Raw genomic sequence first — 18,734 nt, 5'->3', positions numbered from 1 at the left:
TCATCACTTTTTAAAATGTGAATAACTTTTACGGTAATGGGTCCGCAGGCTATTTCATAATTTTATATTTTTGTCGGCCTCAAAAAGTAATACGTATAAATAATTAGAATGGATAAGAATATTTCGATAGTAGCCAAAGAGCTGGGAATCAATGAGAAGCAGGCTGTTTCTGTAGTAGAGTTGCTGGATGAAGGTGCCACAGTACCATTTATTTCCAGATATAGGAAAGAGATGACGGGTAGCCTTGATGAAGTTGCCATTACTTCAATCAGAGACAGGATTACTCAGCTTAGAGACATGGATAAAAGGAGGGAGGCTATACTAAAGTCTATTGAAAAACAAGAAAAACTGACTCCTGAATTAGAAGCGTTAATTAATGCAGCTGAAACCCTGGCCGAGTTGGAAGATATTTACCTGCCTTATAAGCCTAAGAGAAAAACACGAGCTTCGGTGGCTAAGGAAAAGGGATTGGAGCCATTGGCAAAAGTGCTTTTTGAACAAGAGTCTGTTGATATAGAGAAACTTGTGACCGAATATATCGATGAAGAGAAGGGCGTGGGCAATGTGGAAGAAGCACTTCAGGGAGCCAGAGATATTATTGCTGAGTGGATGAATGAAGATCAGGATGCCAGAAAGAAGATGAGAGAGCTTTTCGAGAAAGAGGCTATGATCGTATCCAAAGTGATTAAAGGAAAAGAGGAAGACGGTCAGAAATATAAAGATTATTTTGAGTGGGAAGAGCCAATCTCAAAAACGCCATCACACCGTTTGTTGGCTATGAGAAGAGGAGAAAAGGAAATGATATTATCGTTGGATATTGCACCTGATGATATGGTAGCGGTGGACCTTTTGAACAGACAGTTCGTCAAGGCTGCTAATGTAGCATCAGAGCAGGTTAAGGAGGCAGCAGCTGATTGTTACAAAAGGTTGTTAAAACCTTCCATGGAGACAGAGATCAGAATCAATACTAAAAATAAGGCCGATGAAGAAGCTATTAGAGTTTTCGCCGATAACCTAAGGCAATTGCTTTTGGCAGCACCTTTGGGGCAGAAAAATGTATTGGCTCTGGACCCCGGTTTCAGAACAGGCTGTAAGGTAGTAGTACTTGATAAGCAGGGTAAACTGCTTCATAATGATGCTATATTCCCTAATGAACCGCAAAGAAAGGTAGCTGAATCAGGAGCGCTTATTAAATATCTTTGTGAAAAATATGAGGTGGAGGCTATAGCTATTGGAAATGGTACCGCCAGCCGTGAGACAGAGAGCTTTGTAAGAGGACTTGGGTTGCCAAAAAGCATTTTAGTGATTATGGTTAATGAAAGTGGAGCCTCTGTTTATTCTGCATCTGAGGTAGCTCGTAATGAGTTCCCTGACCATGATGTTACTGTTCGTGGAGCAGTCTCTATTGGAAGAAGGTTGATGGATCCGTTGGCTGAGTTGGTGAAAATTGATCCTAAATCTATCGGTGTAGGTCAGTATCAGCATGATGTGGATCAGAATGCATTAAAACACGGTTTGGATGATGTGGTTATGAGTTGTGTAAACTCAGTAGGGGTGGAGCTGAATACAGCGAGTAAGGAGTTACTTAGTTACGTTTCAGGCCTCGGCCCGAGCCTTGCGAAGACCATTGTTGAATATAGAAATGAAAACGGTCCGTTCAAGGACAGAAAATCATTGACCAAAGTTTCAAGGTTGGGTGATAAAGTTTTCGAACAGGCAGCAGGATTCCTTAGAATTCGTGGTGCTGAAAATCCTCTTGATAGTTCTGCAGTGCACCCTGAGAGTTATCACATTGTAGAGAAGATGGCTTCTGATCATGGATGCTCTGTTAAAGATCTGATCAGTGATATATCTCTTAGAAATAAGATTGATCTCAAAAAGTATGTGACGGATACAGTTGGTTTGCCTACGCTAAATGATATTATGCAAGAACTCACCAAGCCGGGCCGTGATCCAAGGGAAAGTTTTGAGGTGTTTAGTTTCCAGGATGGTGTTAATACCATGGGTGACCTGAAGGTGGGAATGAAGCTTCCAGGTATTGTTACTAACATTACCAATTTTGGGGCATTTGTTGATATAGGTGTTCACCAGGATGGACTGGTGCACGTTAGTCATTTATCTGATTCTTTCGTTAAAAATCCTGCAGAGGTAGTAAGTGTGCAGCAGAAGGTAACCGTTACCGTTATGGAAGTGGATACTCATAGGAAAAGGATTGGACTTTCAATGAAAAGTGATCCTTTTGGTAAAAATCCGGTGAAGCAAAAGAGCAAGCGGGAAGAGAAATTACCTCAGGGAGATTTGCAGGAGAAACTCAATAAGTTGAAGGGCCTATTTAATAGCTAATTTCTGCAAATACATTGAAAATTCACTAAATTGCTTTTTCTAAATGGTTGGTAATTTATGAAAAAAGCAATTTTACTTACAATAGCAGTTAGTATTTCCGTATGCTGTGTAAATGCACAGTCTGTCAAGTATAAAGACCTTTTCTTTCTGCTTGATACAAAGAAGTACGATGATGCCGAGCCTTTTCTCAGACAGTTTCTGAAGGAAGATAAGAATACTGAGCATCCCAATGCCAACTTTCAAATGGCGATGGTCTTTCAGGAAAAGGCAAAAAAAAATGATGTGCTTCGTGAAACGGACATGCTAACTGCTCATATAGATTCTGCTATAGTTTTCTATAGGAAAGCCCTCAATTACATCGATGAAAAAGAAGTAAAGCGGAATGATGAATATTATCTGGCCTATAAGCGTAGAGATATAAGAACAGGAAAGTTTGGTGTCAAGCTTTCTGATATTCAGTTTGATATAGAGAAGAAGGTTGAGGCTCTTAACGAGCAGAAAAACAGAGTTGCTGAGGTTGTGGGCTACTATAGTAAAATGGTTGAATCCTATGAGGCTGCTCAGAAGAAGTTTAAGGCTATTTTTGGTATTAACCCTACCCGTAAAGTCCTATACCTGAGAGCTGATGGTAACACTCTCAAAGACATGGATGGCCTGAAAGCTGACTATATACGTGCTGTAGAGAATTTTGATAAATATAAATCCAGTATGGGGAAAATACCCGGAGCTGGTTATGATCAATCACTTATAAAAAAGGAAATACTCGATTATAAAAAAGATGGACAAACCCCATCGGACTATCTGGCCGATATAATTAATTTCTGGGATTATGGAAGCTGGGCTGAGAGATCTGTTAAAATTATGAAAGATGAGATCTTTCCGCTAAGGGAGAAGGTAGTGGCTTATGATCGGAATCTTACAGCTCTTGAAGAAATACTTTTAAAGGATTCTTCCTCAGTCTCTGACGGCCTGTCAGAGTTGTCTCCAAAATTAATTTCTGATCAGCTTGCACAGTATGATCCAGAGCCTTTGCCTGTGGCGGTTTTTGCGCTTAGGAATTCAGATTTGAGGTATAAGTCTCTTTTGATTGATCATAAAGGCTATAAGGACTCTACAGATGTGCTATATCAGCTTGATGTTTTGAATAACAGTCTGAATGCATTAAATGCTATGGATAGCATTGTTAATGTATTAATTGGGAAGAACTTAATAGAAGAAAGTAAAAATTATCAATACTATATTGATACTCAATTTGAAGGTATTGAGTCGTTTCAATCCTTTGTTAAAAGTAGGCTTGATTATGCCATAGAGCAAAAGCGAACCAAAAACACTGAACTTGAAAATGTGATTGAACGCTCCCGTTGGTTAATAAATGGAAATGATTCAATTCCATTGTTCAAATTGGCAACTATTACCGATGGATATGCACCCCTTACTATTGAAGAGGAGACCACTACGGGTTTATACTTTTCTGATAAGACAGGTGTTCAGGGGTATTTTGCTAAGGTAGACAATACCAGGGTGCCTAAGATCAAGGTGAGGTTTGATCTGGATGAGGAACTTTTTAATAAAGGTAACATGGATAACATTAGTAGTAAGAGTATTGTGGACCAGTCCGGGCATATTTACTATGTGATGTTGTATGCTCCGCAACCAGAGCAAGAGATGTATACAGCTGTTATCAGTAAAATCTATAGCTCGGATGGACTTTCCTGGACAAAGACGGTGGACTTGGTTGCCCAGCCAAAGAGTTTGGGTTATGATATAAGCTCAGGAGATTTTATTGTAGAGTATGATTTGAACGGGCAAAGTGAAACTAGTAGTGCCGATGGAGAAACTCTTGCTACATCATTGGTGCTAGATAAAAAGGGGAATGTTAAAGAATAAAAAAAGCCTTGTTAAAACAAGGCTTATACATTTCCTGTAAGTTTTTTCCAATCCTGAAACCGAGTGTCAATTCTGGTTTTTATAGCCTCGTAATTTTCCCAGGTATCTTTTACATGATAAATTGATGGAAGCTTCTTAACTAGAACTTCATCATAATCATTTTTGTAAAGACCACCACCATAGTAATAGTAAGTAAACATATTGCCATGTTTGCTAAATAGTTCATATCCTAGATAGCCATCCCAGATCTCACTTAAAATTGTGCAGGATATTTCCTTACGTTTAAACCTGAAAATCTGCATCTCAGCCTCATCTTCGAAATATTCTGAGTAAAGAGCATTCTCAATTACCCATCCCAGGTACATTCCGATATGTACATATGCCTGCTCTATAGGCAATGAATCAGGAAAGTTTCCAAGGAAATGACTCTTGGCATTATCATAGATGGTTTTTTGTATGTGTGCTTTTTTGTCATTCGTCATGCGCAGAATGTTTATAGGTTTTAATCAGAATTGAAATATACTTAAATGAACTTTAATGAAAAAACATATATCCGAAAAGAATTGCTGCAACAATGCCGGCAAAATCTGCAATTAGGCCTGCGGTAATGGCGTAGCGTGTTTTTCTTATGTTTACAGAGCCGAAATAAACAGCCACTATATAAAAAGTTGTTTCTGTAGCTCCTCGTAAAATACTAGCCATTTTACCGGCAAAGGAGTCAACGCCATGCGTGTTGATGGTTTCTATCATCATACCTCTTGCAGCACCACCACTTAGAGGTTTCATAATAGCGGTAGGCAATGCCCTGACAAAATCTGTATCTGCGCCTGTTAGGGAAACCAAAAATTCTATACTTTCGATGAGATAGTTCATAGCTCCACTGGCTCTGAATACTCCAATGGCTACCAAAATGGCAATTAGGTAGGGGATGATCTTAATGGCTATTTGGAACCCTTCTTTTGCGCCATCAATGAAAGTTTCGTAGAGGTTAATACCTTTCCTTAAACCCAGTATAATAAAGCTGATGATAAGTGTAAAAATTATAAAGTTGCTGGCTACGGTAGAGGCTTCACCGATCTGTTCCTGAGGAAGTGACATAAAGTAATACACAATGCCAGCAATGATAAGTGTAAGGCCACCAAGGTAGGCGAGAATAACTCTGTCAAAAAGGTTGATTTTTTGATAAATAGAAACAGTGATCAGACCTATAATGGTAGAGCAGAATGTAGCTAATAATATAGGTATAAATACATCAGTAGGGTTAGTCGCACCTAATACAGAGCGATCAACCAGAATGGTAAGCGGAATAATGGATAGTCCAGATGTATTTAGTACCAGAAACATAATCTGTGCATTTGAAGCAGTTTCTTTATCTGGGTTTAGATTCTGCATTTCATTCATCGCCTTTAACCCCAGAGGCGTAGCCGCATTATCAAGCCCCAGTATGTTGGCTGAGAAATTCATAATGATAGAGCCGGTAGCAGGGTGGTCCCTTGGAATATCAGGAAAAAGTCGGACAAAGAAGGGACCAACAAGTCTTGAAAGGATATTAACCATTCCCCCTTTTTCTCCAATTTTCATCAACCCCAGCCATAGAGACATCACGCCGGTCAGGTAAAGTGATATTTCAAAGCCCGTTTTGGCCATATCGAATGTGGAATTTACTAATGCAGGAAAGACTTCATAGTCTTGTAGGAAGATCAACTTGCCAAGAGCTACAACAAAAGCAATTAGGAAAAAGCCGACCCATATATAGTTTAATACCATTCCAGAGTTTTCGGTTAAGCAAATGGCTGTAAAATTATTGACTCTGAGATGAAATCAAAGACCATAACGTAATATTTATTATAAAGATAGTTTGATTGAGCAAAGGGGGCAAGGATCATCCATTAAAGTAAATCTTATGGAGATTACATTTAAGTTCTTTCAACAGGATAGAGGAGGGTGAAAAGCCTTGCTGGAAGGAGTATTAATAGATAAGTAGGCAAAAAAGGGGCGTTTCAAAAGTCTCTTTTCCAAGTGCCTTTTGAAGCGGTCCCTTTTCCTATTGGAGGTTGATGAGGTTGAGTATGTGGCAAGCTGCTAATCCTGCCGTTTCAGTTCTTAATCTGCTGTTACCAAGACTTACCTTGGAAAAACCATTTTGAATGGCTAGCTCCAGCTCGTCTTTAGTAAAATCTCCTTCAGGTCCTATAAGTATGCAATAAGTACCTTCCGGGGATGCAGTTTGATAGAGTTTAGCCGGATTGCTAAAGTCTACATAAGCTATATACTTTTGCTCCTCCCTGGTTTTTGATATGAAATCAGGATATGACACCAGCTCATTAATTAGAGGCATGTAGGAACCTTGCGATTGCTTCATGGCACTGACTGCTTTTTTTTCCAGTCTTTCGGTTTTTAGTATACGTCGTTCAGAGTTTTTACATAGCATGAAGCTAACCTCCTGTATGCCTATTTCAACCGCTTTTTCAATGAACCATTCCATCCTGTCCAGGTTCTTGGTAGGGGCAATGGCTATATGAATATGAAAAGGAGGTTTGTCTTGGATAGTTGTGTCAATAATTTCAAAGACACATTCCTTTGGAGAAGCAGTGGTGATTTGTGCTTTGTAGATATTTCCTTTACCGTCGAGTATTTTTATAATATCACCCGTGCCATGTCGGAGTACCTTAACACAGTGACGCGACTCCTCCTGGTCAAGGTAATGTACTCCGGCTGGTATTTCTGGTTGATAAAAAAGTGCCATCAGGCGTATTTTGATTCGAGGTCTTTTACTAATGCTATATATTCATTTTTGGCATCTGTCGATGCTTTGCCTTTTATCTCTGCCCAGGCATCGTGCTTAGCAATAGCCTTAAAGTCAAATCCCCCGGGGCGGGTCTCATTATTATCTCCTTCAGTGGCCTGCTTGTAAAGGGCATATAACTTAAGAAGTTCCTCATTAGAAGGCCTTTTGGTTAACTCTTTAGATCTTTTTACCGCACTTTCAAATTCTTCTGGTGACATATTTTTTTTGTTAAACTGATTGTAAAATAAAAGAGGCTGAAAGTAGTATTCAGCCTCTTTGTATCAAAACTTATTGATGATTTTATCTCTTGTTCGGCTCTATATAAGGTCTTAAGTTTTCTCCTACATAGATCTGACGAGGTCTGCCAATAGGTTCGTGGTTTTCTCTCATCTCTTTCCATTGTGCGATCCATCCTGGGAGTCGGCCAAGAGCAAACATTACGGTGAACATATCTACAGGTATTCCAAGTGCTCTGTAAATAATACCAGAATAAAAGTCTACGTTAGGATATAACTTTCTTTCAATGAAGTATTCATCACTAAGTGCTACTTCTTCAAGTCCTTTGGCGATATCCAATATTGGGTCGTTAACACCTAATTTCTCAAGTACATCGTCAGCGGCTTTTTTGATGATCTTAGCTCTTGGGTCAAAGTTTTTGTAAACTCTGTGTCCGAAACCCATTAATCTGAATGGATCATCTTTATCTTTAGCTTTAGCCATCCATTTTTTTGTGTCTCCACCATCTTTCTTAATGTTTTCCAACATGTTGATTACAGCAGAATTAGCTCCACCATGAAGAGGTCCCCAAAGTGCATTGATACCCGCTGAAATGGAAGCGTAAAGGCTCGCCTGGGAAGAACCCACTACCCTAACTGTTGAGGTGGAACAGTTTTGCTCATGGTCTGCATGAAGGATCAGAAGTTTGTCTAACGCGCTGGAGATTACTGGATCTACCTCATATTTTTCTGCTGGCAACGCAAACATCATTTTAAGGAAGTTGCTGCAATAATCCAATTTATTGTCTGGGTAGTTAACAGGATGTCCAACTTCATTTTTATAAGCCCAAGCTGCAAACGTTGGCATTTTTGCCAAAATTCTTATTATACTTAGATTGACCTTATCGAAAGAACGGTTAGGATCCAGAGACTCAGGATAAAAAGCCGTTAGAGAGGTTACCAAAGAAGACAATACGCCCATTGGGTGGGCATTTGAAGGGAAGCCTTCTAGTATCTTCTTAATATCTTCATGAACTAAAGTATGAACTTTTATATCATTCTGAAAAACAGATAGCTGTTCAGCACTTGGTAGTTCACCATAAATTAATAAGTAAGCTACTTCAATAAAAGTTGATTTTTCTGCAAGCTCTTCAATAGAGTAGCCACGGTATCTTAAGATACCTTTTTCTCCATCTAGAAATGTGATGGCACTTTTGGTAGATCCTGTGTTTTTAAATCCAGGGTCAAGGGTGATCAATCCAGATTCACCTCTTAAGCTTCCAATGTCAATTCCTGTTTCATTTTCTGTTCCTTCAACCAGTGGTAGTTGATACGATGCATCTCCTATTTTAAGTTCTGCCGTTTTAGACATATTTTATTTTTTGGTTTATAGTTCCTGTACATTCAAAATCGACCGTGAAATTACCTAAAAAAAGGATCAAATAAAAGCCCTCTTTTGATCTAATTATTACCCAAAATCAGAGGCATTCCATCTTTTCCGCTTCCTATTATCACTACCTTGGAGTTAGGGGACTTGGATAAGTCCAATGTGGCTTCAATACCACGCATCTTTAACAATTCCGGGGTTAAACTGTTATTGATAATTTTATTGGCTACTGCCTCACCTTCTGCTGCTATACGCTTTCTTTCCGCTTCACTTTTTTCTTTGTCCAGTCTGAACTGGTAGGCAAGTGCCTCTTGTTCCTGTTTGAGTTTGTTTTCAATAGCTAATCTAATTTGCTCAGGAAGATTGATTGAACGTATAAGTAACGCTCTCATTTCACAATTATTTTCCTGCAGACTTTTTTCCGTTTCTGTTTTGATCATAGCCTCTACCTCACTTCTTTTGGTAGAATAGATCTCTTCAGCACTAAACCTTCCCATGACTTGTCTTACAGCTGACCTTACTTCAGGGATAACCAAAGTATTAATATAGCCGACCCCGAAGTTTTCATGAAGATGCCCTATTTGGTTATAGATTGGGTGAAACCTTAAAGTAACATCAACATTTATGCTTAGTCCGTTTTTATCAAGCACATCCATTTTCTCTTCAATGGATTTTTCTCTTACTTCGTATACATGTAGGTTGTTCCATGGGGCTTTCATACCAAAGCCCGGAGTAAGCACATGCTCTTTGTCAAGTCCACCTCCGAATTTGTAGAATATTACAGCCCTTTCGCCTGCATCTATAGTGTAAAAAATACTCGATGACAAGCCTATTAAAACTACGGCTGCAATAACTATTACTATAATAATGGGTAAAAATTTTCTATTGTCCATGCTATAAACTGTTTAAGTTAGCAAGTTGATAATTTAAACAGGTAAATCAAATCTTTACTTGCACACTTTTTTAACTTTATCAAAGTCTTCGTAATATCCGCGACTTCCTGCTTCCTGCCAGTCTTCACAAGCGCCAGTCATGTCACTTTTTTGAAACTTGCAATTACCTCTTTTTGAATAATAGGAACCATCATCAGGGTTAAGCTCTATGGCAGTGTTATAATCTTCCAAGGCTTTTTTTAGGTCGCCCTTTTGCTGATATGCCTGAGCTCGGAAGAAGTATCCATCTGCGTTGTGATAATTTTTTATGATTGATATATTATACATAAATATTGCAGAGTCAAGTTGGTTCAGCTTGGAATATATGTTACCCTTATAAAAGTAGTATCCGTAAAAATCAGGATTGATCTTTGTGAGTCTGTCAACTGCTTTCAGTGCTTTGTTGTAGCTCTCGCTTTCATAGAGTGCTGTGAAGCGGTAATATTGATATTTTTCTTCAAAGGGTTTAAGTTTGAGGGCCATGTCATAATCTTCAACAGCGCCAGAGAAATCACCCAGTTCGTATTTCATTTTTCCCTTTAAAATATAGGAGTAGGCAGTGGTATCTTTAGGGTTATGGATTATGTAGCGGGAAAAGCTATTAAGGGCTTCGTCCATCATCCCCATGTTTCTATAAGTGAACCCCCGGTACATCCATATTATCGGCAGGTCAGGATTAAGTGCAAAGGCCCGGTCAAAATCGTTTAGTGCTGATTCATATAGGCCCTCTTTAAAAAAGCATATTCCGCGATGAAAAAAAGCATCGGTATAAAGAGAATCTATTTCAATACATTTCGTTAAGTACTCAATGGCGGCCAGTCTGTCCATTGATATATTATAATAGCCCTTGGTAAAAAAATGTCTGGCACTATCCTGTGCTGTTGATATATTGAAAGTATACAAAAAAAAGAAAAGAAAAAGAAGTTTGGCAGGGGCAGGTTTGACCATGATTTAATTAACGTTTAACCATCTTTTTGGCGATCAAGCTGCAAAGTTAAAAAGAAAAATCTGAAGACCTGACAAAAGTCATTGATGGAATTATTCTAAATAGTTCTAAGTGGTTTCGATTTTTTTTTGTATCATGCGAAATTTCCTGAAAAGGGGCGTTATTGCGGTATATTTTACCACTTTTTGAAATAGGGTCAGTAAAAAAGCTGAAAAAAGTTATGATAAACAAAAAGTAAGGGGAACGAATTACCGTTTTAATTGTTATAAATGGTTGTATATCAAAAAAATAGCAAAGAAATACATATAGGATTATAGGAGAATGAGACAACTTAAGATCACACAATCTATTACCAATAGGGATAGCAGAACCCTTGAGAAGTACTTTAACGAAATTTCAAAAGATGAGCTTTTGACACCTGAAGAGGAGGTGGACTTGGCTCAGAGGATTAGAGAAGGGGATGAAGCTGCGTTGGAAAAGCTGGTGAAGGCGAATTTGAGATTCGTTGTATCTGTGGCAAAGCAATACCACTACTCAAATAAAATTCCTCTTAATGATTTGATTAATGAAGGAAACCTAGGCTTAGTAAAGGCAGCCAAAAGGTTTGATGAAAAGCGTGGGTTTAAATTTATATCATATGCAGTGTGGTGGATCAGACAGTCTATTATACAGGCCTTAGCTGAACACTCAAGAATAGTAAGGATACCATCTAATAAAATTGGAGCCCTTTCTAAAATAGATCAGGCATCTTCATTGCTGGAACAGCAGTTTGAGCGTGAACCAACCGATGAAGAATTGGCGGAGCTTTTGGATATGACTGTTGATGAAGTTAGAACTACTGTAAGGTCGCAAACTAAGCAGGTCTCAATTGATAAACCGTTTTCAGAAGACGAAGGAAGCTCTCTTCTGGATGTAATGGAAGATGAAGATAGTAATGAGGTTGAAAACATTGTTTACAGCGATTCTTTAAGAAGAGAAGTTAGCAGGTTATTGTCCACACTTACTGAAAGAGAGAGAATTGTGATCAGTCAGTATTTTGGGTTAAGCGAAAATACCAGCTTGTCTCTTGAAGATATTGGTGAGAACCTTGGTTTAACAAGAGAAAGAGTTAGACAGATAAAAGAAAAGGCTCTTAGAAAGTTATCCAAGAACCCTAAAAATGAGCTTCTAAAGCCTTATCTGGCTAGCTGATAATATTAAGTTACATACAATGAATGAGAAAAGGAGCATCTGTTAGGTGCTCCTTATGTCGTCCAGACGGTTTCTAGCCGTTTGAAGATCCCTTCTTAGTTTCATTTGCTTTTCTAGCGCATTCCTTTTATAGTTTTCAAATTCACCGTCTAGTCTTTCGTAGTCGTTAGATTTTTTACGCGCTATTCTATTATTATCTTTAAATTTGTAAAGTAAAATAGCCATGGCTATCAGTAATAAAGAGATAATTACTATGTTGATGAGTATATAGCTGTCTTTCAAAAAATCAATACCCATAACAGTAATATGTGTGCCTGCATGCTCTTTTTCTTGCAGTTGCGTGTCTTTTTCTTGGATTACTTCTTGCAGCTTTGTTAGCTCCTTTTTCTGGACCTCAATGAGTTGTTGAGCTTCGGAAAGGCGTTGTTCTTTGTTGCCAACAGAGTCTTGCACCGTTTTCCAAAATGCGTTTAATTCAGTTTCTTTAATTACCTTGTAAGTTTTGAAAGTCTCCGAATTATCTTTGAGCTGATTGAATTGTTCGTTCAGGCTTTGAGGCTGCTGTACTTCTTCCTGGCTCTCGGTATTTTGAGCTAAGGCCCCTTCTCCAGCCAGGCAAATAAGTAAAAATATTGTGGTTTTTTTCATAAAAGCACCGTTGATATAATTAAAAAAATAGAACACTAAACTAACTAACATTTTCTTTAAAGATCAATCAAATTTTGTTAATCAAAATAATTATCGTTAAATAACTAGTAACAGCGTTAAGTGACGCTAATGATATTTTTATGAAATTCTACTATATAAAACAAAGATGATTCAATAATGTTAATAAAGATTAAATAGTATTAATAAATTCAAATGACAACAAAACAGTATAAGCCTTACTTGTCTCATCCATGGCATGGGATACCGACTGGAGTTGATGCTCCTGAGATTGTTAATGCATTTATAGAAATGACTCCTGCTGATGGTGTTAAGTATGAGATCGACAAAGAATCCGGTTTTTTAAAGGTGGATCGTCCTCAGAAGTTTTCAAATATAGTACCTGCTTTATATGGTTTTGTGCCTCAGACCTATTGTGCGGAAAATGTGGCCCAGGTTTGTGAAATGCATACCGGCAGAAAGAATATTAAAGGAGACGGAGACCCTCTTGATATTTGCGTGCTCACTGAACGAAACATTGTACAGGGCTATATCCTTGTGCCGGCTATTCCTATCGGAGGTTTCAGAATGATTGATGGAGGGGAAGCAGATGATAAAATTATCGCTATTCTCAAAGGTGATGAGGTATATCAGGAGTGGAAGACACTTGAGGATTGTCCTGATTCACTTATCAATAGACTGAAACATTATTTTTTAACATATAAACAGATGCCTGGAGAGGAGCCTCAAAAAACGACGGAAATAGCTGAGATCTATGGTAAGGAAGAAGCTTATGAAGTGATTAGGAGTAGCCAGAAAGACTATGCGCTTCATTATCAGTAAATAAATGTTTTTTCGAACATAAATGAGATTGACTATGCATAACCTTAATGTTCAACATGATATCAATAATAAACTTTTTTTTGCCAAGGTAAAGGGTGGTATGGCTCAACTTACTTATGATCGCATTGGAGAAAAACGCCTTGATTTTAAAGAAACTCGTGTGCCCGAGCCTTCAAGGGGTATGGGGGTAGCTCGGCATTTAATTGAGTCTGCACTGGCTTATGCAAAAGAGAGGGATATTTCTGTGAAACCTAGTTGTCCGGTGGTACAAAATATAATAAGAAACTCTGATGCATATCAGCATTTAGAGGAGGAGTAACGATGCTGACGCTTATTCATATATAATTACAATGCATAAAACTTCAAATGTTTTTAAATTGGTATCAAACAAAAATTAACAAAATATATATTATGAAAAACCTTAAAATGCACTTATTAATTGGCGGCTTTGCGTTGTTAGCTGCATGTGGACCTTCAAATAAAGAAGATGCTGGAAAAGACCAGGAAGTAACAGCAGCTGAGACTGAAGAGCCAGCTGTTGAGGAGGAAGTTTTAAATACAGCTAAAGCGGTGATCTCAAGTGCTAGTGGTAGTTCATTAACAGGTGAAGCTACTTTTACTGATCTTGGTAACGGAGATGTGACCTTAAAACTGACTGTGGAAAATGCTACTCCGGGGGAGCATGCTCTCCATTTGCATGAAATCGGAGATTGCAGTGCGCCTGATGCAAAATCTGCCGGTGGTCATTGGAACCCTGCAAAGGTGAAACATGGAGAGAGAGCGGCTGATCAGCAATATCATGCTGGCGATATAGCCAACCTGGAAGTTGGTGAAGATGGAAAAGGTGAGCTTACTGCAACCGTTTCCGGATGGACAATTGGGGGACCTGATAGCACCAGTATTATCGACAAAGCGGTAGTTATACATGCTCAGGCCGATGACTTTACATCACAACCATCAGGTGCGGCAGGCAAACGTGTAGGCTGCGGTGTTATTCAAAAAGATTAAAGGTTATTTCATGAAATAAATAACTGCTAAACGGGCTGATTCTATTCAGCCGGTTTAGTTTGCAGATAGCTGAATATTATTACATTTCACCAGTTATTTAGATTTACTAAGCACTATTTTACGCGCAGCAATTTCCATTTTCATGTAGGTAAGTACCTTATTTACTCTCTCCTCAATCTCTTTGGTTGAAATATATTTGCTGGATTCTGGAAAACCCTTGAGGTGTTTTCTAATATCTATAATCATAATTTTGATGTTTAATAATTTCAAAAACTACTTACAATTAAGTAACGGAAACCAGCATCATTCGGTGCGCCGAAACAGCTAAAACTTGCGAGAAAATTTAGTAATTAAGATTTTTCTTTTTAAGAGATTCATTGTCAGATATTTTCTTTTCATAGTTTGACCAATATGCTTGAATCCGGCCTATAAATGCCGCCGGTTTTTCGTAATAACAGTTTTGTCCCTGAATGAATGCATGCCTTTGCATTTGATTTCGTTGCGATGTTATAATGGCCATTACCAGAGCTTTGTCTACAGGGTTTTCAAATACAACCAGATTGTCGCTGATTTGTTTTTGAACAATTGACAAATCATGGTCAAACCCCAGAAGATTCGACAAGTCATGCAACTCATCCTCCAATGACCCCATTATCCCTGGCCATATTCTGGATAAAGTATCTATCTGATACCTTAAATATTTTACTCTTTTCCTCCATTCGTGGAGGTCTTCGGTTGCCCGACTGGCTTTAGCAATTTTAAGGCTGATTTGACCTTTTTTGTAAACTCTTTTTAAACTTGGAGCTATCTGGTCAAAAGCCTTTACGCTTAAGTTCCAACGGTGTCCTTCTTTTAGTTTATTGTCTATTTGCGACTTAAGGTAACCAGGTATGTTATTTTTAACATAATTATTCTCCAGTTTCCGGCGTTCCTGTAGCTGATATTTAATAGGAGGACCGAACAAGTCGGTACTGAACTCTTTGGAATATTGTGACTGTAGTTGTTCCATGGTTTCAATAACAGCTGTCTTATCCCTGATCTCCGAAATTTGCCTGCCAAGATCTCTGTAGAAAATATTTTCTTTTTTATACTCACTCTTACCAATTTCGTCCTTAATTAATCTAAATATTGCCCTAAGTATTTTGAATGTCTTCCGCAGTTCGTGTATGATTTCATGTCGGTCAGAAGACTGGGTGCTATTGAGCATATTGTAAGCACGCTGGACTTGCTCTTTTACTAGACGAGTAATACCGGTGGAAAAATCTTCAGATCTTTTTAATTGCAAACTCATTGTTGAAAACAAGAAATACCATAGAACTCTTGATTCACTTAGTGGCAGATTTAAGCAGTTAACTTTACAGAGCCAATAAAACCTGGTCATAAATCACCATTTTGGCAGAGTAAATCAAAACTTCTCTTCCAAAAGTTACTTTTATCAATTCAAAAATGGAATTGATCTTGGTAAAAATAAATGATCAGGAGTGTTAATTCTTTTTTAAAACCTCTGAAAGCTTCTCTCCACCCTTAATGCCAAAATCGAGCGTGCGAATTGGGAATGGAATGGTAATGCCATTTTGGTCGTAGGCTTTTTTGAGGTTTTTAATACCATCGCTTTGCGCTTGCAGGAAATCTGGCTGACGTTTAAAATTCACCCAATATCTTATCACGAAGTTAATGGAGCTGTCCCCAAAGCCCTGGTAGAAAAACTCAACCTTTCTTCCTGACTGCAGGTAGGGTATCTTTTTGATGGCATTAATAGATATTTCCTCTACCTTGTCTAGGTCGTCTCCGTAAGAAATTCCGCATTCCAGATCTATCCTCCTGTTTCCATTTATAGTATAGTGTGTATAAAGGTTTTGAAATATCAGTCTGTTGGGGATAACCACATCCTGACCTTGTGGATCATAAATTATTGTAGCTCTTAAACCTATTTCCTTAACTGTCCCGAAAATGTCGTTTGATTTTATGATATCACCTACGTTGATAGGGCTTTGTACAGCCATGATTACTCCTGAAATTAGGTTTGACGCTGCATCCTGAAAGGCAAACCCCAAGGCTAGGCCTATTACACCGACTCCGGCAAGTACAGATGTTACCGTTTTGTCAAGATTAAGTACACCCAGGGCTATCATAAGTCCCACAATTACTATGATAAAAGAAGTAATGGACCGGATAAGTGTAATGACCGATTCGTTTTGCATAAGTCGGTGCAATACACGACTTAATATATTGCTTACTATTTTGGAAATGATGTATGCTACTATCACAACCAGAATAGCAATTACAAGGTTGGGTAGCATTACAATTAATGCTTCTAGCCAGCCCTTTAGTTTATCAAGTACTATTTCAGATGCGTTTGTAATCTCATTGAACATAAACAATCAAGTGTAGGTTAATACTTGCATTAAACTAGTAAAATTAATGGTGCAATTTGTTATATTCTATACAAAAGAAATGTTATGAGGGATAGAAGACATTATTTTGCCAGGATCAGGACTCAAATGGCTAATGAAAGGACATTGATGTCTTATTATAGAGGAGCATTGGCCTTGGTTGGAATTAGCGCCTTTATTTTTAAGTTTTTAGTTTCGTGGTTGTTTACAGCTCTCTCCTTAGTCTTTTTGACGTTGGGTATTGCTATGGCTGTTTATGGTACAATAAGGTATTTCAGGTTTAAGAAAAAAATATTGAGAAAGTGAGTGTATGACCTTTGAAATTGTCTTATTGCTAGCCATTGTATTAGGGGCTTTGGTGCTTTTTACCTCAGGGATCATATCTGTAGACCTTACAGCCTTGTTGGTTATGGTTTCGTTAATGGCAACGGGCATCCTGACTCCTGAAGAGGGTATTTCTGGTTTTAGCAATACAGCTACTACCACTGTGCTTGCTCTGCTCATTTTGAGTGAAGGGCTTAAAAATACGGGTGCTGTGGAGCTTTTAGGCGATAAAATGGTCAGGCTTACGGGGAAATATGAATGGGTCACTTTGATTGTGATCATGCTCATTTCTGCCTTTGCTTCGGCATTTGTAAATACCACTGCTGTGGTGGCTGTATTTATTCCTGTAATGTTTCGTATAGCTCGGTCATCTGGTATTCAAGTATCGGTTTTACTTGTGCCGCTTTCCTTTGCGGCCATGATAGGTGGAGCTTCTACTATGATAGGAACTTCTACCAACCTTTTAATCAACGCTCTTGGGCAAAGTTACGGGCTGGGTAAGCTTCGCATATTTGACCTTACCTTAATGGGAGGTATTCTTTTTCTTACGCTGATGCTTTATATGATTTTCATCGGACGGCACTGGCTGAAAAAAGAAAGCAGCCAGGAAGAAGTCATTGATGACGGTCATGGCCCGGCTAACTATTTAACTGAAATAATAATTCCCGAAGGTTCCGCACTGATTAATAAAAGCCTGAATGGAGGAGCCTTGGCCACGACGAGAGAGCTGAATGTGCTTAGGGTTATCAGAGGGAATAGTGGAGAGGCGTCGTTTTCACATATACATGTAGGGAAGTTGCAGAAGAATGATATTTTGGTAGTGAAGGCTAATATCAAAGAGTTGATTAAGTTGAGGAATAATCCCAATGTTAGAATAATCACCAACAATCGTTTAAGCTCTGTCTCTAATGATCAAGAGGAAGAAACTAATCTGTTTGAGGTCTTGGTGGTGCCTAACTCTAACCTTATTGATAGAAAAATCAAGGATGTTGATTTTTATCGGTTTTATGATGCATACCCTATGGCGGTGAGAAAAGGTGGTATTATTGGGGACCAGAAGTTAATGGAGCATAAAATAAGCCTGGGTGACATACTTTTAATGGATGGAGATAGTGAGCCTAAGACTTTCTATTCCAAAAACGATTGGATAACTATTCAAAGGATTGCCAAAGACGAAATTGAAAAGCACTTGTATCGAAAGGATAAACTGGCAGTTTCTGTAGCCATTCTCATGGGAGTGATACTACTTGCGGTTAGTAATATACTTCCTATACTCATCAGTGCCTGGATTGGTGTTACTTTAATGTTTCTGACACGGTGTATAACCCTGAAAAGGGCTTATCAAAATGTAGAGTGGAAGGTTGTTTTTCTTTTGGCTGGTATTATACCATTAGGGATAGCTTTGAATAAAACAGGGGCAGATGCTTTGATTGCTAACGGTTTTGTAGAGCTTACATCTGGTACATCCCCTACATTTGTTGTATCGGGGCTTTTTTTACTTACCACATTGCTTACAGGAGTTATATCAAATCAAGCTACTGCTGTGTTGCTGGTACCCATTGCCATAAGAATAGCTTCCGGATTAGAAATGCCGCCGGAACCTTTGGTTATAGCTATTCTTTTTGGTGCTAACACTAGTTTTTTGACACCCGTGGGGTACCAGACAAATGCAATGGTCTATGGACCTGGTAATTATAAGTTTACCGATTTTTTTAAAGTGGGAGGGCTGCTGTGCCTTATATTTTGGGCGTTGGCAACGTTTCTTATCCCACGACTCTATATGTAAAATGCTTTCCCTCTTGCGTAGGCCTTGTCAGGGTTGCAGACTTATA

General features: G+C 38.5%; 19 protein-coding genes. 8 read left to right on the top strand and 11 right to left on the bottom strand.

The features are described from left to right. Nucleotides 1–108 precede the first annotated feature (108 nt). Nucleotides 109–2,343 carry a Tex family protein gene (locus JMN32_RS06025; RefSeq protein ID WP_202855404.1) on the top strand — a complete coding sequence of 745 codons (2,235 nt, stop codon included), beginning with the start codon at nt 109–111 and terminating at the stop codon, nt 2,341–2,343. Between the two features lie 57 nt (nt 2,344–2,400). Next, complete coding sequence (locus JMN32_RS06020; RefSeq protein ID WP_202855403.1) at nt 2,401–4,230, top strand: hypothetical protein; 1,830 nt, start codon at nt 2,401–2,403, stop codon at nt 4,228–4,230. A 23-nt stretch (nt 4,231–4,253) separates the two neighbouring features. On the opposite strand, the gene JMN32_RS06015 is transcribed toward JMN32_RS06020, so the two are convergent. From JMN32_RS06015 to JMN32_RS05985, 7 genes are all read right to left on the bottom strand, one after another. Next, nucleotides 4,254–4,712, bottom strand: a complete 459-nt coding sequence (locus JMN32_RS06015; RefSeq protein WP_202855402.1) for a DUF7832 domain-containing protein — start codon at nt 4,710–4,712, stop codon at nt 4,254–4,256. 52 nt (nt 4,713–4,764) lie between these two features. Further along, entirely contained in the window at nt 4,765–5,997 is a 1,233-nt protein-coding gene (locus tag JMN32_RS06010; RefSeq protein ID WP_202855401.1) for a nucleoside recognition domain-containing protein, read from the bottom strand. A gap of 277 nt (nt 5,998–6,274) precedes the next feature. Continuing rightward, complete coding sequence (locus JMN32_RS06005) at nt 6,275–6,976, bottom strand: 16S rRNA (uracil(1498)-N(3))-methyltransferase (RefSeq protein ID WP_202855400.1); 702 nt, start codon at nt 6,974–6,976, stop codon at nt 6,275–6,277. Further along, nucleotides 6,976–7,236, bottom strand: coding sequence for an acyl-CoA-binding protein (locus JMN32_RS06000; RefSeq protein WP_202855399.1), 261 nt, complete (start codon nt 7,234–7,236; stop codon nt 6,976–6,978). The genes JMN32_RS06005 and JMN32_RS06000 overlap by 1 nt, the downstream gene beginning before the upstream one ends. A gap of 82 nt (nt 7,237–7,318) precedes the next feature. Next, complete coding sequence (locus JMN32_RS05995) at nt 7,319–8,605, bottom strand: citrate synthase (protein ID WP_202855398.1); 1,287 nt, start codon at nt 8,603–8,605, stop codon at nt 7,319–7,321. Between the two features lie 89 nt (nt 8,606–8,694). Continuing rightward, nucleotides 8,695–9,513: a prohibitin family protein gene (locus JMN32_RS05990; protein WP_202855397.1), complete on the bottom strand. Its 819-nt coding sequence runs from the start codon at nt 9,511–9,513 to the stop codon at nt 8,695–8,697. Between the two features lie 54 nt (nt 9,514–9,567). Next, entirely contained in the window at nt 9,568–10,500 is a 933-nt protein-coding gene (locus tag JMN32_RS05985) for a tetratricopeptide repeat protein (RefSeq protein ID WP_202855396.1), read from the bottom strand. A gap of 319 nt (nt 10,501–10,819) precedes the next feature. On the opposite strand from JMN32_RS05985, the gene JMN32_RS05980 reads away from it, so the two are divergent. Then, nucleotides 10,820–11,689 carry a sigma-70 family RNA polymerase sigma factor gene (locus JMN32_RS05980; protein ID WP_202855395.1) on the top strand — a complete coding sequence of 290 codons (870 nt, stop codon included), beginning with the start codon at nt 10,820–10,822 and terminating at the stop codon, nt 11,687–11,689. 42 nt (nt 11,690–11,731) lie between these two features. Here the strand turns inward: JMN32_RS05980 and JMN32_RS05975 are convergent, their stop codons facing one another. Further along, nucleotides 11,732–12,337: a hypothetical protein gene (locus JMN32_RS05975; RefSeq protein ID WP_202855394.1), complete on the bottom strand. Its 606-nt coding sequence runs from the start codon at nt 12,335–12,337 to the stop codon at nt 11,732–11,734. A 213-nt stretch (nt 12,338–12,550) separates the two neighbouring features. Here JMN32_RS05975 and JMN32_RS05970 point away from each other — a divergent pair, with 213 nt between their 5' ends. From JMN32_RS05970 to JMN32_RS05960, 3 genes are all read left to right on the top strand, one after another. Next, the gene (locus JMN32_RS05970; RefSeq protein WP_202855393.1) at nt 12,551–13,177 is read left to right on the top strand and encodes an inorganic pyrophosphatase; all 627 of its coding nucleotides are present in this window, start codon (nt 12,551–12,553) and stop codon (nt 13,175–13,177) included. Between the two features lie 34 nt (nt 13,178–13,211). After that, the gene (locus JMN32_RS05965) at nt 13,212–13,496 is read left to right on the top strand and encodes a GNAT family N-acetyltransferase (RefSeq protein WP_202855392.1); all 285 of its coding nucleotides are present in this window, start codon (nt 13,212–13,214) and stop codon (nt 13,494–13,496) included. A 92-nt stretch (nt 13,497–13,588) separates the two neighbouring features. Further along, on the top strand, nt 13,589–14,185 hold the full coding sequence (locus tag JMN32_RS05960) for a superoxide dismutase family protein (protein WP_202855391.1): 597 nt from the start codon (nt 13,589–13,591) through the stop codon (nt 14,183–14,185). A 93-nt stretch (nt 14,186–14,278) separates the two neighbouring features. On the opposite strand, the gene JMN32_RS05955 is transcribed toward JMN32_RS05960, so the two are convergent. From JMN32_RS05955 to JMN32_RS05945, 3 genes are all read right to left on the bottom strand, one after another. Next, nucleotides 14,279–14,431 carry a hypothetical protein gene (locus tag JMN32_RS05955; RefSeq protein ID WP_202855390.1) on the bottom strand — a complete coding sequence of 51 codons (153 nt, stop codon included), beginning with the start codon at nt 14,429–14,431 and terminating at the stop codon, nt 14,279–14,281. Nucleotides 14,432–14,528: 97 nt separating this feature from the next. Then, on the bottom strand, nt 14,529–15,476 hold the full coding sequence (locus JMN32_RS05950; protein WP_202855389.1) for a CHAD domain-containing protein: 948 nt from the start codon (nt 15,474–15,476) through the stop codon (nt 14,529–14,531). 193 nt (nt 15,477–15,669) lie between these two features. Next, the gene (locus JMN32_RS05945) at nt 15,670–16,560 is read right to left on the bottom strand and encodes a mechanosensitive ion channel family protein (protein ID WP_202855388.1); all 891 of its coding nucleotides are present in this window, start codon (nt 16,558–16,560) and stop codon (nt 15,670–15,672) included. A gap of 84 nt (nt 16,561–16,644) precedes the next feature. Here JMN32_RS05945 and JMN32_RS05940 point away from each other — a divergent pair, with 84 nt between their 5' ends. Beyond that, on the top strand, nt 16,645–16,884 hold the full coding sequence (locus tag JMN32_RS05940; RefSeq protein ID WP_202855387.1) for a DUF202 domain-containing protein: 240 nt from the start codon (nt 16,645–16,647) through the stop codon (nt 16,882–16,884). Between the two features lie 4 nt (nt 16,885–16,888). Beyond that, nucleotides 16,889–18,688, top strand: a complete 1,800-nt coding sequence (locus JMN32_RS05935) for an SLC13 family permease (RefSeq protein ID WP_202855386.1) — start codon at nt 16,889–16,891, stop codon at nt 18,686–18,688. The last annotated feature ends 46 nt before the right edge of the window (nt 18,689–18,734 follow it).

It is taken from the genome of Fulvivirga marina, assembly GCF_016775155.1.
Lineage (GTDB): Bacteria > Bacteroidota > Bacteroidia > Cytophagales > Cyclobacteriaceae > Fulvivirga > Fulvivirga marina.
The sequence above is the reverse complement of the archived record's forward strand: the minus strand, read 5'-3'. Positions and strand labels throughout refer to the sequence as shown.